The sequence below is a fragment of the Mucilaginibacter sp. genome (assembly GCF_035492695.1).
GTDB lineage: Bacteria > Bacteroidota > Bacteroidia > Sphingobacteriales > Sphingobacteriaceae > Mucilaginibacter.
In genome coordinates, this window is sequence record NZ_DATJJC010000033.1 from 151,083 (window position 1) to 168,471 (window position 17,389).

At 43.7% G+C, this 17,389-nt stretch carries 23 protein-coding genes and 1 other RNA gene; 7 read left to right on the plus strand and 17 right to left on the minus strand.

What is annotated here, in order from left to right; genetic code table 11:
• Positions 1-62: 62 nt before the first annotated feature.
• The 7 genes from VL525_RS20830 to VL525_RS20860 all read right to left on the minus strand — a co-directional run bounded on the left by VL525_RS20830 (position 63) and on the right by VL525_RS20860 (position 5,098).
• Positions 63-785 carry a GNAT family N-acetyltransferase gene (locus VL525_RS20830; RefSeq protein WP_325389314.1) on the minus strand — a complete coding sequence of 241 codons (723 nt, stop codon included), beginning with the start codon at positions 783-785 and terminating at the stop codon, positions 63-65.
• Between the two features lie 475 nt (positions 786-1,260).
• Positions 1,261-1,911: a hypothetical protein gene (locus tag VL525_RS20835; protein ID WP_325389316.1), complete on the minus strand. Its 651-nt coding sequence runs from the start codon at positions 1,909-1,911 to the stop codon at positions 1,261-1,263.
• Positions 1,912-2,025: 114 nt separating this feature from the next.
• Entirely contained in the window at positions 2,026-2,985 is a 960-nt protein-coding gene (locus tag VL525_RS20840; protein ID WP_325389318.1) for a YpdA family putative bacillithiol disulfide reductase, read from the minus strand.
• 92 nt (positions 2,986-3,077) lie between these two features.
• Positions 3,078-3,371: a GNAT family N-acetyltransferase gene (locus VL525_RS20845; RefSeq protein ID WP_325389320.1), complete on the minus strand. Its 294-nt coding sequence runs from the start codon at positions 3,369-3,371 to the stop codon at positions 3,078-3,080.
• A 159-nt stretch (positions 3,372-3,530) separates the two neighbouring features.
• Positions 3,531-3,629: signal recognition particle sRNA small type (ffs, locus tag VL525_RS20850), an RNA gene on the minus strand.
• Between the two features lie 179 nt (positions 3,630-3,808).
• Positions 3,809-4,423, minus strand: a complete 615-nt coding sequence (locus VL525_RS20855; RefSeq protein WP_325389322.1) for a 2'-5' RNA ligase family protein — start codon at positions 4,421-4,423, stop codon at positions 3,809-3,811.
• Between the two features lie 159 nt (positions 4,424-4,582).
• Positions 4,583-5,098, minus strand: coding sequence for a 2'-5' RNA ligase family protein (locus VL525_RS20860; RefSeq protein ID WP_325389324.1), 516 nt, complete (start codon positions 5,096-5,098; stop codon positions 4,583-4,585).
• A gap of 184 nt (positions 5,099-5,282) precedes the next feature.
• Here VL525_RS20860 and dinB point away from each other — a divergent pair, with 184 nt between their 5' ends.
• The 3 genes from dinB (at position 5,283) to VL525_RS20875 (ending at position 7,939) form a co-directional block, all read left to right on the plus strand.
• On the plus strand, positions 5,283-6,467 hold the full coding sequence (gene dinB, locus VL525_RS20865) for a DNA polymerase IV (protein WP_325389326.1): 1,185 nt from the start codon (positions 5,283-5,285) through the stop codon (positions 6,465-6,467).
• Between the two features lie 71 nt (positions 6,468-6,538).
• Complete coding sequence (locus VL525_RS20870) at positions 6,539-7,258, plus strand: hypothetical protein (RefSeq protein ID WP_325389328.1); 720 nt, start codon at positions 6,539-6,541, stop codon at positions 7,256-7,258.
• A 267-nt stretch (positions 7,259-7,525) separates the two neighbouring features.
• Positions 7,526-7,939, plus strand: coding sequence for a hypothetical protein (locus VL525_RS20875; RefSeq protein ID WP_325389330.1), 414 nt, complete (start codon positions 7,526-7,528; stop codon positions 7,937-7,939).
• Positions 7,940-7,943: 4 nt separating this feature from the next.
• Here VL525_RS20875 and VL525_RS20880 read toward each other — a convergent pair whose 3' ends face one another.
• The 5 genes from VL525_RS20880 to VL525_RS20900 all read right to left on the minus strand — a co-directional run bounded on the left by VL525_RS20880 (position 7,944) and on the right by VL525_RS20900 (position 10,507).
• Positions 7,944-8,177: a hypothetical protein gene (locus VL525_RS20880; RefSeq protein WP_325389332.1), complete on the minus strand. Its 234-nt coding sequence runs from the start codon at positions 8,175-8,177 to the stop codon at positions 7,944-7,946.
• 61 nt (positions 8,178-8,238) lie between these two features.
• Complete coding sequence (locus VL525_RS20885) at positions 8,239-8,763, minus strand: GNAT family N-acetyltransferase (RefSeq protein WP_325389334.1); 525 nt, start codon at positions 8,761-8,763, stop codon at positions 8,239-8,241.
• A 100-nt stretch (positions 8,764-8,863) separates the two neighbouring features.
• Positions 8,864-9,451: a hypothetical protein gene (locus VL525_RS20890; RefSeq protein WP_325389336.1), complete on the minus strand. Its 588-nt coding sequence runs from the start codon at positions 9,449-9,451 to the stop codon at positions 8,864-8,866.
• Positions 9,438-9,935 carry an RNA polymerase sigma factor gene (locus VL525_RS20895; protein WP_325389337.1) on the minus strand — a complete coding sequence of 166 codons (498 nt, stop codon included), beginning with the start codon at positions 9,933-9,935 and terminating at the stop codon, positions 9,438-9,440. The genes VL525_RS20890 and VL525_RS20895 overlap by 14 nt, the downstream gene beginning before the upstream one ends.
• A gap of 44 nt (positions 9,936-9,979) precedes the next feature.
• Positions 9,980-10,507 (minus strand): hypothetical protein, encoded by a 528-nt coding sequence (locus VL525_RS20900; RefSeq protein ID WP_325389339.1) that lies wholly within the window; start codon positions 10,505-10,507, stop codon positions 9,980-9,982.
• Positions 10,508-10,933: 426 nt separating this feature from the next.
• Here VL525_RS20900 and VL525_RS20905 point away from each other — a divergent pair, with 426 nt between their 5' ends.
• From VL525_RS20905 to rpmA, 4 genes are all read left to right on the plus strand, one after another.
• Positions 10,934-12,304, plus strand: a complete 1,371-nt coding sequence (locus tag VL525_RS20905) for a dicarboxylate/amino acid:cation symporter (RefSeq protein WP_325389341.1) — start codon at positions 10,934-10,936, stop codon at positions 12,302-12,304.
• 208 nt (positions 12,305-12,512) lie between these two features.
• A complete protein-coding gene (locus VL525_RS20910; RefSeq protein WP_325389343.1) occupies positions 12,513-13,025 on the plus strand; it encodes a hypothetical protein in 513 nt (170 codons plus the stop codon).
• Positions 13,026-13,091: 66 nt separating this feature from the next.
• Complete coding sequence (gene rplU / locus VL525_RS20915; protein ID WP_090467954.1) at positions 13,092-13,400, plus strand: 50S ribosomal protein L21; 309 nt, start codon at positions 13,092-13,094, stop codon at positions 13,398-13,400.
• A gap of 51 nt (positions 13,401-13,451) precedes the next feature.
• The gene (rpmA, locus tag VL525_RS20920) at positions 13,452-13,937 is read left to right on the plus strand and encodes a 50S ribosomal protein L27 (protein WP_325389354.1); all 486 of its coding nucleotides are present in this window, start codon (positions 13,452-13,454) and stop codon (positions 13,935-13,937) included.
• 56 nt (positions 13,938-13,993) lie between these two features.
• Here the strand turns inward: rpmA and VL525_RS20925 are convergent, their stop codons facing one another.
• Genes VL525_RS20925 through VL525_RS20945 form a run of 5 tightly spaced genes read right to left on the minus strand, consistent with a single transcriptional unit; the run spans position 13,994 to position 17,389 of the window.
• Positions 13,994-14,413 carry an energy transducer TonB gene (locus tag VL525_RS20925; RefSeq protein ID WP_325389356.1) on the minus strand — a complete coding sequence of 140 codons (420 nt, stop codon included), beginning with the start codon at positions 14,411-14,413 and terminating at the stop codon, positions 13,994-13,996.
• A 3-nt stretch (positions 14,414-14,416) separates the two neighbouring features.
• The gene (locus VL525_RS20930; RefSeq protein ID WP_325389358.1) at positions 14,417-16,024 is read right to left on the minus strand and encodes a M1 family metallopeptidase; all 1,608 of its coding nucleotides are present in this window, start codon (positions 16,022-16,024) and stop codon (positions 14,417-14,419) included.
• Entirely contained in the window at positions 16,008-16,454 is a 447-nt protein-coding gene (locus VL525_RS20935; protein ID WP_325389360.1) for an energy transducer TonB, read from the minus strand. Before VL525_RS20935 ends, VL525_RS20930 begins: the two co-directional genes overlap by 17 nt.
• Positions 16,455-16,483: 29 nt before the next feature.
• Positions 16,484-16,963, minus strand: coding sequence for an energy transducer TonB (locus VL525_RS20940; protein ID WP_325389362.1), 480 nt, complete (start codon positions 16,961-16,963; stop codon positions 16,484-16,486).
• A gap of 18 nt (positions 16,964-16,981) precedes the next feature.
• Complete coding sequence (locus VL525_RS20945; protein WP_325389364.1) at positions 16,982-17,389, minus strand: energy transducer TonB; 408 nt, start codon at positions 17,387-17,389, stop codon at positions 16,982-16,984.

Genomic DNA, 17,389 nt, shown 5'->3' on the forward strand with positions numbered 1-17,389 from the left:
ATATGTCATGCTGAACTTGTTTTCAGCATCCCATCATCCTGGCCGTTCACAGTTATGACGGTTTAACGTTTCCCTCCAATGTCCGTGTGCCTCATAGTTAACCAGGATAACCTTTCGCCTTTAACCTTTATCCTTTCACCCCCAACAAATTTATCCATTCGTTTCTTAATGGCATTCTCGATACGCTCCAGCAACGTGGCCTTATGCGTTATCTTTTTCATTTTGTCTTCAAATTCTTTCTGCTTCTCCTCCGGGTCGAACAGCATGGCGGTGCACATGCAGTTTTTGCGGTCCTTGCTCATCAGTATGTCGTAGTTCACGCAGCTTTTGCAGCCCGCCCAAAAATTCTCATCCTGGGTCAGCTCCGAATACGTAACCGGCTCATAACCTAATTCCGAGTTGATCTTCATCACCGCCAGACCAGTTGTCAAACCGAATATTTTGGCATGCGGATATTTGTTTCGCGACAGCTGGAATATCTTCTGCTTTATCGCCTTCGCCAACCCCGATTTCCTGAACACCGGGTTTACGATCAAGCCCGAATTCGCCACAAAATCGCCGTGGCTCCAGGTTTCGATATAGCAAAAGCCCGCCCAGGTACCATCCTTATGCAGGGCAATAACCGCTTTGCCCTCCAGCATTTTATTAGCAACGTATTCAGGCGAACGCTGGGCTATGCCGGTACCGCGCGCTTTTGCCGACTCAGCCATCTCGTCGCAGATCATCTGCGCAAAATCAACGTGCTGTGCCGAGGCAACCTGAATATCAAAATCTTGTATTGTCATTGAAATAAATTAACGTTAAATTTTTGACCCTGCAGGCCAATACGTAATTTGATGAATTTTGTTGATGGCAGAGACGCAACATTTTGCGTCTCCTGGGTTAATACTGAATAGCAAAAATTAAACCCGGGGGATGTAGAGCCTTCGTCGGGAAGGGATATTTGGCAAACCTGCCTGTACAAACACAGGTGCAGGAGAAACCGCAACAGTTGCAAGCGGAGCGAATATCGCTCTCAAAATGTGCTTTATAATGCCTTGCTGTATCACTTTAATGCGTGTTTTTGGTATTTTTTAATTTGGGTGCAAATTATCGCATTAATTTTAACTTATGCAAGAAAAAATGTGTTTAATGTGAATAGGTTGACTTTTGGCCAATTTTATTGAAAGGTTAAAAGGTTGTAAAGCTGAAAGGTTGTCTGAAGGTGTTCAAAGCTGAGAATTAATTTTTCCTTCTGCTTTTGGTGCGGAAAAGCCGGAATTATTTCACGATGCCATTTAGCTGGAACGTTGACCATACAACGATTGCAGTGAGCAGCAGCCCGATGATCAAAGGAGCTACATAGGCCCGTGCCTTGTAAAGTGTAGTATTGCCGATGTATTTGTTCCAAAATAAAGCATCGATGAGAGAGGCATTTATAAATGCAAAAAATATCGTTGCACCGGCTCCAAGACCAATAGCGCCCGCCAGCACTCGTTCGACGACAGATATGCCCATCCCAAAAACCAAAACTAATACTACCCCATTGTAGTCCTTTGTTTTTCCGATATTTATGGCCATTAAAATAGCGCCGAAGAGTGCACTGAAGAAAAACGTAAATACTTTGATAACCCGCCTCGAATAGAATTCGTAAGCGTCCGGATCTTCTACCAGGGCGTCTTTGTAGTTATCATTTATTATGCCGAAAGCAGGGGTGGTTTCAGATACTATTTCTATCCTCGCCTGCATATCCTCGCTGATCACCTGCAATTCCTCATCCGAAAATTCATGACCGCGGCGCTGTAATTCGGCTACAGCATTCAGTACGGTTTCGGGCAGGTAATTCTCGCGGTTATCAATACGCCCCCTTAGTTCTTCATCGCTATAAGAGGATATGGGTGGCGCATCGGGGCGTAAAAAGCTTATCAGCATGATCGTAAACGGTATTTAGGGCGCTAAAGTAGTTATTTTTGGTGTTGAAAGGTTGGAAGGTTGTAAAGTTGAAATGTTATTTTCTGGATGAGCTCAAACGCGACATCCCAACAATTATCTTTTCCTCACTATATCACCAACGATCATTTCCGCATGAATACGCGAGTTTTCGATAAACCAAAGATGGGTATCCATACCACCGCAAACCACGCCCGCCAGGTAAATGCCTTTCAGGTTGGTCTCCATGGTTTCCTTATTGTACTCGGGCAGTAACTTAGCATCGGTGGATAGGTTGATGCCGATCTTTTTCAAAAACTCAAAGTTGGGGCGGTAGCCGGTCATGGCCATTACAAAATCATTGGGGATGGTTATTTTGCCTTCAGGAGTTTGTATTTCCACATCCTGCTCGCGTATGGCGGTCAGGTTCGAGTTAAAATAAGCTTTGATACTGCCTTCTTTTATGCGGTTCAGTATATCCGGCCTTACCCAATATTTTACCCGGTGACTCACCTCGGCATCGCGTATCACCAGCGTTACTTCGGCGCCTTTGCGCCAGGTTTCCAAAGCCACGTCAATTGCCGAGTTACTGGAGCCCACTACCACCACTTTTTGCAGGGCGTAGTAATGCGGGTCATCATAATAATGTTTTACCTTGGGTAATTCCTCGCCTGGAATGTTCAATTTGTTGGCAATGTCATAAAAGCCGGTGGCAACTATTATATTTTTAGCCTCATAAGTCCCTTTTGAGGTGCCGATGGTATAATGCTCGTCCGTTTTATTTACTGAAAGCACTTCCTCGAACAGGTTTGTTTTGATGCTATTTGAAAATGCCACCCTGCGGTAATACTCCAAAGCCTCGGCACGTTTGGGCTTGTTGCTGATGGTAACGAAGGGTATGCCGCCTATCTCCAGCAACTCCGACGTGCTGAAGAAGGTCATGGTAGTGGGGTAGTTGTACAGCGAATTAACCAGGCAGCCTTTCTCCACTATAATGTAGCTTAAACCGGCCTTCTGCGCCTGTAAAGCACATGCCAAACCTATGGGGCCACCGCCTATGATAAATATATCGAGCATTTTTTTTAAGGTAAAAGGTCAAAGGTAGAAAGGTGAAAGGTAAAAGAATGCAATAAACAAAACCTTTATCCTTTTACCTTTCTCCTTTCACCTCAGTCTTCTTCCTCCATTACCCTTACATCCCTGAACTCCGGCGTACGGTCAAAAACCGAACGCGCGAAACTGCAGGTGGGCAGTATCTGTAAATTGTTTTCGCGGGCGAACTTTACACCGGTCTCCACCAATTGAAAACCTATTTTGTGACCGCCAAGATCGGGCTTTACCTCGGTATGGTAAATATTCATGATACTATCACGAATAAGGTAGCGCATCTCCGCAACGCGTTTTCCATCCTCTTCCACATAAAATGAACCTGCGTGATGGCGCTCTTCGTTTTTAATTTCCATTGTCTGAACCGGGATTTGGACGATTTAATTGATCCACACGAATCAACAGCGAAATATAATGCTAATCCACATTATAATTTAATCAGAAAAGTAAAATGATATTATCCTGAAAATCTGGAAAATCCGTTGAATCACGGTTCTGACAAAAAAGAAAAAAAATAGGGTAAGCTACTTTTATCGCACCGCTACAACCCTCTACCCTTGCTGCGTTCCCACCCTGGGGGAGTTCAAGAGGAGCTGGTCGTAAAAGACTTACCCTGGCGCAAATATAGGCAAAAGGTTGATATGGGTTAAGAAAATGTTAAAAAAGGTAAGGAGCAGACGTCATGCCGAACTTGTTTCGGCATCTCATCAGCTAATTTACAGCATGATATCTACTTGCCTCGTGGGATGCCGAAACAAGTTCGGCATGACATTTCCGCCCATTTCGATCCACTCTAAAATAACGAAATCTGGTTCTCATCCACGGCCTTAACAATTTCTTTCCGCTTATCCGGTAATACATACCATTCCGCTTTTCCCCTGAAAGGTATTTGCCGGTGTACCTGCCAGCTTCTATCGTGTTCGTAAGTGCTGCGCTCCAATATGGTCAGGTATTTTATCTCGAATTGGTCGCTCCAGGGGCGGTCCTTAAATTTGGGCCACAGCTTGCGCGCCCGGTCATTGGACACTTGCCGGGCTATGGTAATGTGCGGCACAAATTTTTTCTCGCCCAGGCATTGGCGCAGGCGTTTAAACCAATCTTCCATTTCGGGTGTGGATAATATGGCGGCATAAATGGTGGTATAATCCGTCGGCAAAAAGGTAGCAAAGCCGTTCAGTTGCAAAGCGGCAGGCTCCAAAAGTGATAGCTCCTTCTCCAGTTTATCAAACTGTGGCTCCGTCCAGTAAGGTTTTTGGCGGTGCAATCTTTTCAGGCTGATATGCGCTTTGCTATGCAAACTTTCAAAATCGCCTATAAGCCGGTGCGCAGCCTGTTTGTATTTTTTTACCTGCTCAGCGATAGACATCGGCGGCGACAGGATAATCATATAGTCTTTGTAGGTTTCCATTTGCTTCGAGGTTAAAGGCGAAAGGTTAAAGCTGAAAGGTTAACTATCCACCGCGTATTGTCATCCTGAACGTAGTGAAGGATCTATTGCAAAATATTTCCGGAACAAAAGGAACCCATCGATAGATTCTTCTCTGCGCTCAGAATGACAGGAAATCTATTAAAATAAGAAAGTTTGTATTCCCCAAAAAGAATTTCTTGGTGCGCTCCTCCTTTTCCTGTTCTTATAAACAAATGGAGCAAGGAGTCTTTCGTTTTTGAATTTTAGTTTTTTAAAAACGATGTAGTAATTATCAGGCCCATAGGTGTTTCTTTTTAAGATGGTTAAATAGTCAACAAAAAACGAATCTGAACACTCTTTGTCTTTAAAGATCGGCCATAATTTATCAAATTGCTCGTCTGAAATTCCCTTAGCAATAGTTACATGCGGCACGATTTCACTCCTTTTTACGTGATCGCTTATCTGGTTAAACCATTCCTGTTCAAATTTCCCAACGATGGGTTTAATATAAATTGTTTTTCCACCAGTACTTTCAAAATAATCATAACCATTTATTCTTAAATTCAAACGCGGCAGGGTCGATATTTTTCGTTGCAGAGAATTGAATTGAGGTTCAATCTGATAATCATTTTTATTAAAAAAGTTAGTTATTGTTATATGTCCGATAGAACCCATACTATCGAATCTACCTATTATTCGTTTCGCGAATCTTTTTTCACTCGAAACGAATTTCTCAAAGTTTCTGGGGGGTGACAACACCAACAAATAATCACATCTTTTCATCATTTAATAATTTAATATGCATTCAAATTTGCTAAAAATATTAGTAAAATATCAAAATTATTTTCACATTTGTATCATGTCGTTCAAACGGTATATCATGCATATCGATCTCGATTCGTTTTTCGTATCGGTTGAGCGGCTGTACGATCCGTCGCTGATAGGCAAACCCATCATAATCGGCGGCAATGCACAACGGGGAGTGGTGGCGTCATGCAGTTACGAGGCGCGCCGGTTTGGGGTGCATTCGGGTATGTCGAGCCGCGATGCTTTTAAGTTGTGCCCGCATGCCATCAGCGTGCGGGGCAATCACGAACGTTACTCGGATTATTCGAAACGTGTTACAAAGATCATCGACGAGATGGTGCCGCTGTACCAAAAGGCTTCGGTTGATGAGTTTTATATCGACCTTACCGGCACCGACCGCTTTTACGACCCCTATCAGCTGGCGGCTCAGGTGCGGCAGCGCATTATCAAAGAAACTAAATTGCCTATATCGTTCGGGCTGGGTTCGGGCCGAACGATCGCTAAAATGGCTACCAATCGCGCCAAACCCAACGGTCAGCTTTTTGTGCCGCATGGCAGCGAAATGGCCTTTTTGGCGCCGCTGCCCATATCGGCCATGCCGGGCCTGGGCGAAAGCACCTGCAAAAAGTTTTATGAGTACGGCATCGAGAAAATAGGCGATCTGCAAAAAGTGCAGCTGCGTTTTTTACAAACGGTGTTTGGCAAAAATGGGCTGTGGATATACGAAAAGGCGAGGGGTGTCGATTACGGCGAGGTAGTGCCGCATTCGGACCGTAAGTCGATATCCACAGAATGCACCTTTGGCAATAACGTGAGTGACCGCCGCACGCTGGAAACTACCCTGGTATCGATGACCGAGGAATTGTCGTCGAAACTGCGGCGGGAGAACAAGCTGGCATCATGCCTGGCGATAAAAATACGTTTTGCCAATTTTGAGACGCACACCCAGCAGGAAAAAATACCATTGACCGCGGCCGAACATATATTGATACCGGGAATCAAAAACCTGTTAACCAAGGCCTGGAACCAGAACCGACCTGTACGGCTGATAGGAGTAAGGTTGAGCAACCTGGCCACAGGCAGTTACCAGATAAACCTTTTTGACGATAACGAACGCCAGTTGCAGCTTTACCAGGCTATGGACAAGATCAATTTTAAATTCGGTGATAAAACCGTCTGCCGGGCTGCGGGGATGAACATAGGCACGCGGAACTTCAATCCGTTTATGAGGGATTGATAGGAAATGTGAAAGGAAAAAATGAATGAGAATTTAGGGAATAAGTGGTCGTAATTACTATTTTTATCCTGATGAAAAGCGATTTAGACCTTGTTATTGCCGCTTTAGAAGCTGAAAAAAGATCAATTCAAAAAATGATGAAGCAAAGCATGTCAGACTATGATTATCTTATTGCCTACCATCATTCTGAAGCGTTGATAAAATTAGAAAGCAGGCTGAATAAACTATATACATTCAAAGATCCTCTTCACAACCGGCGGCAAGAACTAAAAAGACAAGAGCGTTCACTAAAGAAGCCGCCAGAATACTTCAGGAAAAATAAAATGTTGTGGAAGTTTTTTACAGATAGACAGGCTGCGGAACTTAAAAAGAACAGATTGGACCTGGAGTTGGAATCCGAAAAAAAGGTAGTTTTTAATGACAGTCAACAAATAGACGACCTCATTTTCGATATTGTAGCCCGGAAGATTGATAAATTTCAAATTGTTTTCAGTATATATGATGACGATGACGTGCAAATTACATTTGAAATAGATGTTGATTTTTTATCGATCTGCGTAAATATGTTTAATCCCCAAGAACCAGACTTTGTGTTCGACGGCAGAGTGTCAAATCCGCTAAAAGGGCTGGGGTTTAAATATGATGCAGATAAGCAGGTTTTTGTTTACAAATACAACCTGCAGAATTTCAGGGATGCAACAGAGATTAAAATACTTTTATCCCGGCTATTTTTTGACGTTTTTGGTATTTGTGACGGCCAATCAATTTCAATTAAATTTTGGGCGACCTGAAATTCCTACAGTGCACCGCCTTGCGATTCATGTTTTGCTGGAGTTCTCAGCGGAAATCGAACGGAAGAAACATTGCGTTAATAGCGTTGAACTTTAAGTTTAATTAGTATGGAATTGGTCAATAAACGTTTCATTCTGGAATGAAAAAATCTGTAATGATTTTGTTACAATAAAATTATTTCTATCTTTATGATACAAATTTGCTAACTACGAGGCAACAATACTTCCCGGAAGTAAGGATTCACTAACCATTAGCTAATAATACCTATGAAAAAGATTTTGGTGATTGAAAGTGACGACGCTGTTAACCAACTATTTGAGGCAACGATCAGAGAACTTGATTTAGAATTCATTAGCTCCACCAGGCTAATTCCGTTACACGAAATACTTGCTATAAAACCCGATGTGATCGTTATTGATTACCGGCCCCCTTTTGGTTTTGGCGGCGACCTGTGCAAGGAACTTAAAACCGACCCAAGGACGGCGGCTATCAAAGTAATACTTACTTCAACCGACCGGCATATTCCTAAAATAGCCTGCGAAAACTTTGCTGATGCCTGCCTGCACAAGCCATTTGACATTGACCTGTTAACATCGACGCTGACCAGGCTCGCAGCTGATGCAAGGCCGGCAGCAACAGTTTTGCCAAAAAAGTCGTTTTGGGCAGTGTTAGGGGTGTAAATAGCTAAAACATACTAAGTTCGCTGTAGCCTTTATCGCGGTAACCCCATTCTTCGTCACCTAATTCAGGATAGGGCGTACTGTCATCGAGCAGGATGGAAAGTGCCATAATCACCATAGCAATTGGTATTGAAAAATATAGCAGAACGGTAAGCACCGGGCTGGCATCAAAATGCAGCAGGATATAAAATGTAACCAGCAAAGCAGTGGTTACAATAATGGAATTTATGGCTTTCATGGCAGTGGATCAACAGGTTATCATAAAGATAACAAATACCCGGGCCAATTGTTGCAGTTGGTTAAATCAACATTCTTTTCATCAAAAAGTCGGTCTGCACATCATGTCCCACCAGAAATTCATGACTGCCTGTTTTGATAAATCCATTGCGTTCATAAAAGCGCTGCGCATTTAGATTGTGCTCCCATACGCCAAGCCATAGGTATCGCAACTTGTATTCAATAGCTTTGTCAATGGCAAAATCCAGTAAGCGGTTGCCTATCTTTTTACCCTGCTGGCTTGCCAAAACATAGATACGGCTTATCTCGACGGCATCTGCATCCTGGTACTCGGCCTGCGCAGCACGGTAATTCAGTTTAATATAACCTGCTGGTTCGTTATCAATAACAGCAAAGTAAAACGCAGAATCAGGGTTTTCTATCTCGGACAACAGCTGTTCGCGAGTAAACGCTTTGGACGTATAGGCCTCAAAATCATCAGGATTGTTCAAATGCTCAAAAGCATCATAAAAGGTTTTTCGGCTAAGGGCAAGCAACCGGTCAACTTCGGACGGACGGACTAATTGTATAGTGACGGGAGAAAGCATGTATAAAGGTATTTTAATGAGGTTAAAGGACAAAGGCGAAAGGTTGACCTCACTAAATTTAAAAACCTTTTACTTTTCAGCTTTAACCTTTCACCTCCTATTATTCAAATTGCCCCTGCAGCCGCTCTAACCTGTCGATGATGAGGTTCAGCTTTTCTTCTTCGTTTTTGAAAATACGTTTCTTGTACCAGAAGGTGAGGAACAGGAACCAGGCAATAGTAATGGTATATACCGAGGCCTTATAAAAGGCAGATGCGGTTTGCAATATCTCGATAAAATAAAGCGACAGCCCCAGGCTTATAAGTAACAAGTATATATAGAAGAACCATCCGGATATTTTGGTGCGGTTGCGCTGGTATTCTTTCAGGTCCTGTAAGTAATCAGAGGGGTTTTGCGTGGCATCGTGGCGGTTAAGAATACGGTAGTTGCGTATGATCATAGCGGCGTAAAGCACCATGGTGAAAAGCATGATAAAAAGCCCCAGGTAGGTTAGCCATTGGAAAACAAAGAAGAAGGTGATAACAAAGGTGAGCACCAATACGGCCATCATAGCCACAATGCCCCAGTACAGTTGGTTCTTGATACCACGCACGCCTTTCTTAACCTGCTTCAGCGCCTCATCCACCGAAAACTGGTCCTGCTTTGGCTGTCCCTGCCAAACAGACATCAAATGATCAAAGTCTTTCATAGTGGTTAAATAACTCTGTCAATTTTTGTTTAATGCGATGTATTTTTACCCTCAGGTTGCCTTCGGATATACCCGATATATCGGCAATTTCGGGGTATGGCATTTCATCCAATACCATGGTAATGATAATTCTCTCCGATTCTTCCAATTTTGATATGCACTTATACAGCAGTGCCACCTGCTCATTCTTCTCCGAAAACTCCTCCCTCTTATTCTCAGCGATCTGTGGGGTCAGCTCGTCTTTTGCCTGTCTTTTTTCTGAACGCAGATAAGTAAGACAAGTATTTACAGCAATGCGATAGATCCAGGTTGATATTTGCGCCTGGTTACGAAACTTATCCAGGTTTTGCCACACCTTTAAAAAAGTTTCCTGCAACAGGTCGTTTGCGGCATCGTCATCGCCGGTATAACCATAGCACAGATGGTATATCTTTTTTGAATTAGCTTCAAATATTTGCTTGAATGCCGCTTCCCTGGTGTTCAAATCAGTTAAATTTATACGGGTTAGATGTTGGCTCGGCTGGAATGTTACAGCAGATAATCATCCTTGTAAAACCATTTTAATTGCGCCTGTGCATCGTCCAGCATGGCGTTGTAATCCTGCGTGTAATCAAACTGCAGATCCTCGTGCAGTTTCTCTATCGTTTTTTTGATCTTCTCCAACTGGCGTGTCAATATCAGCCGCATCGGCTTGTACGATCCGCGTTTGTCGGCATATTGTATATAATTGCGGCAAAAACTAAGCAGGAACTCGATCTCGGCCTCTTTCGAGCCCATAAATTTGATGTATTTGTTAAGCAGCCGCAGTATTTTGCGCATGCTTTTTGCCATCTGGTAATTGTTGGAGGGCAGCTGGCTGAACATAAAGCCGTTTTCGGCGATGACGCTGTCGATAAAGCCACGATCGTTATCAGCCTCAAACAACAGGTAGGCCAGCAGCTCCTTATTCTCCTTTTTATAACGGGCAAGGCGGAGCACCAATTCCATCAAAACAGTTTTATCCTGGAATTGGATCTCTTTTTTAATATCGGCCAAACCGTAAACTTTTATGCTCATTTGTTGATATAAACAGCAAATATAATGGGAAGCGCCTACGGAGCTTAATATTTGTGTTGGAAAATTCTACAAACAGGTAGCTCCTACGGAGCAAGATCGATCGTTATATCCCGTAGGCAATGTCTTAGCGAAACTTCACGCCCTTCAGATAGCGCCGTAGGTGCTAAAGGTCGGTAGAAGATCAATTTTGTTAGATAATTTAGCATGCCATCGGTACGCAACCTCGCGAAGTTCCGTACCGATGGCACGGTATTTTTGTTATTTATTTTCTACCGACCTTTGACCCCGCCGGGGTCAATCCTTAACTTAATGATATTGCCCGCAAAGACAACCTGTTTGTAGTCACGGGAATACCCCACCCAAAAAAGCCCCTTGCAGACTTCCCATTTGTAGCCAAATAATTGTAGTTTCGCAGTCCCGTTTCAAATGAAAAAAAGCCGGATAACTCTCTATATCATTATCGCCCTGGTGCTGGGTGTAGCCGCGGGTTATATTTATAACACCAATGTTATCGGCGAGATCAATGCCAACATAAGCACAGCCGACGCAAGTATTAAAACCATTGATGCCCAAATAACCGCGACAACGGATACTACCAGCGCCATATACTCACAATTAAAAACGGAACGGAAAACCCAGCTGAAAGCGAAGCAGCAATACAGTACCGAAAGGGACGATAAACTCGTCGGCTTTACTATTTTAAGCGACATTTTTTTGCGGCTGATCAAAATGATCGTCGCCCCGCTGGTATTCAGCACCCTGGTAGTCGGCGTGGCCAAAGTTGGCGATATTAAAGCCGTGGGCAGGATAGGCGGCAAAACACTGTTGTTATTTATCGGGGCTACATTTGTTTCATTATTGCTGGGTATGCTGCTGGTCAACCTGTTTTCTCCGGGCAGCGCCATGCACCTTTCGTTGCCCGACAGTGCCTTAGGTACCGATATTAAAAAATCGGCTATATCATTGAAAGATTTCATCTCGCACATGGTGCCCCAAAGCTTTACCGAGGCTATGGCGAATAACTATATGCTGCAGATAGTGGTATTCTCCCTGTTTTTCGGCATTGCGACAGCGGCCATTGGTGAAAAAGGGGAGATCATCATCAAGTTTATGGACGCCGTGGCCCATGTGGTAATGAAGATAACTGGCTACGTGATGAAGCTGGCGCCCATTGCCGTATTTGGCGCCATAGCCGCTGTTGTTGCTAAAGAAGGTCTGGGTATTATAGCCACCTACGCCACTTTCATCGGAGAATTCTATTTGGGGCTGGCTATTCTTTGGACCATGATATTCTTTGCAAGCTATGGGGTTTTGAAAGGTAAAGCCTGGACTTTGGTGGGGAATGTAAAGGATGCTATCCTGGTGGCCTTCAGCACCTCGACAAGTGAGGCGGCTTACCCGCGTGTGCTGGAGGAATTGGAGAGCTTTGGGTGCAGCAATAAGATAGTAAGCTTTGTGCTGCCGCTGGGTTACTCGTTCAACCTGGTAGGCTCCATGATCTACATGACCTTTGGTTCATTGTTCCTGGCGCAGGCTTACGGTATTCACCTCGGCTTCGGGCAGCAATTATCCATGCTGCTGGTACTGATGCTGACCAGCAAAGGCATGGCCGGTGTTTCGCGCGCTGCGCTGGTTGTGATAGCCGGAACTATTTCGATGTTCAATATCCCGGAAGTCGGTATAGCACTGTTACTTGGCATCGACCCGATAATGGATATGGGGCGCTCGGCTACCAATGTATTGGGTAATACTTTGGCTACGGCGGTGGTGAGTAAATGGGAAGGGGAGCTGAATTAATTATTGAATTACTGATTTATTGATTTGCTGAATATTGATTTATGAGATTAACTAATGGTCTATAATTATGTAACATTCCTAAACTTATTAAAATGGAAAACCTTGAACGCATAGAGTTTGAAATATTGAAAATAACCGCAGCATCCCGGAAAACGGTATCAAATAAATGAATTCGATAATTCAATAAATCAGTAATTCAATAATTAAAATGAACAAGACAACAAAAAAAATATTTCTAATTGCCAGCGTGATCGTGCCATTTATGATCTACTGCGTTTATTACTATGCGCATGTATTCAAGAATGCGCCTTACCGGTTTGCGGAGTTTAAATCGTTTACGTTTGAGTATGGCCCGGGGGATACGCTGATCAATAAATATAACTCGGCCACCGGCGACTACCAGTTTGTGGATACGCACGATTCATTGATAAAAATGAACGTACACCTGCCCAAAGAGTTGCTGCTGGTGCTCCATCGCAAGGCAGCCGAGCAGGGTTTGTGGGACTGGCCATCTGATGAAAGGGGAGACACTACGCTCAGACGTAACGGGCACCCCGCGCCGCGGTATGTTATCCAGTTTAACTACCAGCGAAAAAGCAAAAAGGTGGTGTTTGACGAATCATTCGAGGGCGACCCGAAGCTGAAGGCGGCCAATCGCGAGTTGATAAAAACCATCCAGTCCGTATTATCCGAAGAAGCCTCTCATCAAAAAAATAATTAGTGTTGATAATTGAATTTGAAATTTCTATATTTGCACCTCGAATTTTAAAAACATTAATTAATAACCATGTACGCAATAGTAAGTATAGCCGGACAGCAATTTAAAGTTGCTAAAGACCAGCAGATCTTTGTACACCGTTTACAGGGAGATGAAGGCGCTAGTATTGAATTTGACAGTGTGTTATTAGCAGAAAACGAAGGTAAATTCAAATTAGGTTCTGATTTGAAGGGCGCTAAAGTATCGGCTAAGATCGTGTCTCATTTAAAGGGTGATAAAGTAATTATCTTCAAAAAGAAAAGAAGAAAAGGTTACAAAAAGAAAAATGGCCACCGCCAGCAGTTTACCAAGATCGAGATCACCGGTATCACATTATAAACAAAGGTTTTAACGTGTTCCGGGAAACCGGGACCATAAAAAATATAAGAAATGGCACATAAAAAAGGAGCCGGTAGTTCCCGGAACGGTCGTGAGTCACATAGCAAACGTTTAGGTATCAAAATTTTCGGCGGTCAGCCTGCCATCGCAGGCAATATCATCGTTCGCCAGCGTGGTACCCCGCACAACCCGGGCCTGAATGTAGGGATCGGTAAAGATCATACCTTATTCGCATTGACCGACGGTATCGTTTCTTTCAAAAAGAAAGCTGATAACCGTTCATACGTATCGGTAATACCAGTTGAAGCTGCACCTGTTGCGGAAGCACCAAAGGCTAAACCAGCTGCTAAAGCTGCTCCAAAGGCAGAAGCTAAGGCTGAACCAGCAGCAGAAGCTGCTCCGGTAGCTGAAGCTCCAAAAGCAAAACCGGCTAAAGAGGCTGCACCTGCTGCTGAAGCAACCGAAGAAGCACCAAAGGCAAAGAAAGCCACTGCACCAAAAGCAAAGAAAGCTGACAAAGAAGAAGGCGCTGAGTAAGTAAGGCCTTTCAAAATAAAACTCAAAGCCTGCATTTAACAATGCGGGCTTTGTATTTAATTATCGCCGGGCAATTCAAATTTTATTGGTACACTATACCGTACCCGAACCGGCATACCGCGTGCCGTACCGGGTTTCCATTTAGGGCAATTCTGAATTAACCTGATCGCTTCGGCATCGGTTTCAGGTGTCAAACTTTCAGTAACCCGGATATTGCTTAAAGTCCCATCCTTTTCTATCACGAATTCTATCCGTACTTTCCCTTGAATATTGCTCTCTTTTGCGACATTAGGGTATTTTAAGTTTTTTTGCAGATACATATAGAACCCGCCCATTCCGCCAGTAGGAGCAGGCTCTACATCGACAGGAAACCATTTTGTCGTATCGGTACCGGCTTTTTTGCTTGTGTCAGTATTCTGCGCCTTGGCAGCGGCAAAGAAGACCGAAAGTATAATTGTAATAATCGTTGCTCTCATATGTTATTCTATAATTACCTTCTTAATATAAAACACCTCCGGATCAATAACCGGCATAGTTTTGCTGTCAATCTTAACACCTTTGCTATCGGCAATGATATGTTTAACACCTGCGTCAGTGGTGATATCCAGCGGCAGCGGAATACTGATATTTTGTAATTGGACAAGATATTTATTGCCGGGCAATGCTTTTACATGTACTTCCAGTTTATCCGTTGTGCGCAGGTACAGGTTGAATAATGGTTTCAGGTCGCGACCTGCTGCTTTGGTGAAAAACTGCTCCACATCATCGGTGTTCACCAGGTTATCATAAGTGTACTGCGGACTCGTGACGAAGGTTTTCAATGCCGGGAAGAATGTGCTGTCGCCCATTACATAACGTAGTGTGTGCATAAAGAAAGCGCCTTTGGAATAGATGTCATTAATATAAGCTGCTTCCTCGTCCATATCAGGGTGTTGAACGATTGGGAGGTTATTCTGTATGCCGAAAATGCTATGCTGAAATATCTTGTTATAAGCCGCCTCGCCCTCAAACTCGCGGGTATAAAGCGCGTCGCCGAAAGAGCAGATACCCTCGTGTATCCAGTAATCGGCCCAGTCTTTGGCAGTTACTTTATTGCCCCACCATTCGTGCCCGAACTCGTGGTGCATCAGCCAGTCATAATCTTCGCCGCCAATTTTGGTGTAGCGGAACTTGTTGCCATAAGCTACCATGGTCTGGTGCTCCATGCCAAGGTGCGGCGTTTCCACCATGGCTATCTTTTCTTTGGCGAAGGGGTATTCGCCGAAATACTTTTCCTGTTCGTGGATGGTTTTTTCGAAAACATCCAGGAAGTGTTCTGCTTTATCGGCGTGTTCCTTCAATACATAAAACTGCACGGTGGTTTTGGTGCCGTTAACTGTAGTAAAAGGCCGGCTGAACACTTGATAATCGCCCACATTGAACAGTATGCTGTAGTTGTTGATAGTATAATTGGTTTTCCAATGATAGGTGGCTTTTTCGCCGTGCTTTTTGACATCCTTCAATAACCCCGGTCCAGCGACTACCAGATCTTTTGGTACGGTTATCATCAAATCCACACCCTCATTGGGCTCATCCGAAGGATGGTCCTTACATGGAAAATATAACTTACCGCCGGTGCCTTCGGCAGTAATAGCCATCCATTGGTGCCCGGTCGAATCCTGCGTCCAGGTAAAGCCATCGTCCCAGGGCGGACGGCGGGCAACATGTGGCTTGCCACCATAAAATACCTTTACGCTGGCTTTACCTGCGGGTAACTCCTTATCCATGTTAATGGTTATCAGCTTGTGTTTGAAATCAAAAGCCTGTTTTTTGCCATTTACTAATACACTGTGCACGCTGTAATCATTCATCAGGTCGAACAACAATACATTAGTGGGCGTCGCCATGTCCACATCGATCACAGTATAACCTTCGATGGTGTGCTGCTTAAAATCAATATTGAGTGCGATGGTATAATGCCGCACATCCATAATAGCCTGCTCCGGTTTTAGTTTACCGCCCGATGTGAGGACGGTATCTTCAGTTTGGGCGTGGGCGAATGAACACCAGCAAACCAATGCGAACAAAATGTTAAATAGCTTTTTCATGTTTATACTTTGACTTCTTTAAAGAAAAATTAATAGGTAAGTTAAATTCGGTCTTCGCCGGCTTTCCGCACTCGGTTGTGGGGCGCCATTTGGGCGAATGTTTGAGTATTCGTATAGCTTCCGCATCGAGGTCGGGGGATACGCTTTTGACAACTTTTATAGCGTCGATATTGCCGTTTTTTTCGACGATAAAATTTAATAACACCTTTCCCTGTATATGATGCTTCATGGCCCGGGCCGGATAATGCAGGCTTTTTTTGATGTATTTATTAAAGTTATGCATACCACCCGGAAATGAGGCTAATACTTCATCATCACATTCCACAAAAGTTTTATTAACGTGCGCAGCTTTGGAAGCCTTTATTTTACCCTGCGCTTTTGCAAAATAACCCGGCACTACCAGAAGCAGAAGAATTCCAAAGGTTTTCATATGGTTTATTCAGAAGGAACAGGATCCAATTACTCTGGCATTTTAAAAGTAATAATAACATTATACATCACACGGACAGTGTGCCCATTTTGAACTCCGGGCTGCCATTTTTGTGTGCTTTTAAGCAATCTTATTGCTTCGGCATCACATTCGCGGGATACCCCCCTGTTTATAACTATATCGGAAAATGAACCATCTTTTTCCACAATAAATCCAATTATCACCCTGCCCGCTATACTCCTGTCTTTTGCTTTTTCGGGATATTTAAGGTTCTCATTTATGTATTGGTAAAATTTCATCATGCCGCCCGGGTATTCCGGTTCATGCTCCACGGCAGTAAAAACCTTATCGTCTTTTAATGTGGTCGTGTCCAGGCCGTCAACGGCGATCACAGCATCCGGGTCAGCATGTTTTGCCGGCAGCGGCGGTGGTGGGGGCGTGGTTGGTTGCTGGGCGCGAATAATCCCTGTTGTTGCCGTAAATAGTAATACGAATAAGGTTTTTTTCATGAATTAAATATAGTTGTTCTATTCATATGATATCGCGAATGAAACAGGCAATGTATAAGATACTCTTACTGATTTGCCATCTTGTACCCCGGGTTTCCATTTGGGAGATTTTTTTAACACCCGCAACGCTTCTGCATCTATGGAAGGCCATAAACTTCGTTCCACTTTAAAGTGAGTTAAGCTTCCGTCTTTTTCAATAATAAAAGAAATAAAAACCTTCCCCTGGACGTCCGGAGCATCCTTCGGCCATTTCAAATTATCAGATAGGAATTTACGAAACGCTTTATCACCACCCGGAAACATGGGGTTTATTTCTACGGGCTCAACAAAAGCTGCGTCGCCAGACGGCTTAGCAGAAGATTTTGACTGGGCGTTAATGCCTGCGGCAGGCAAAAAAATCAAACAAGATAATATAAGCCACTTCAT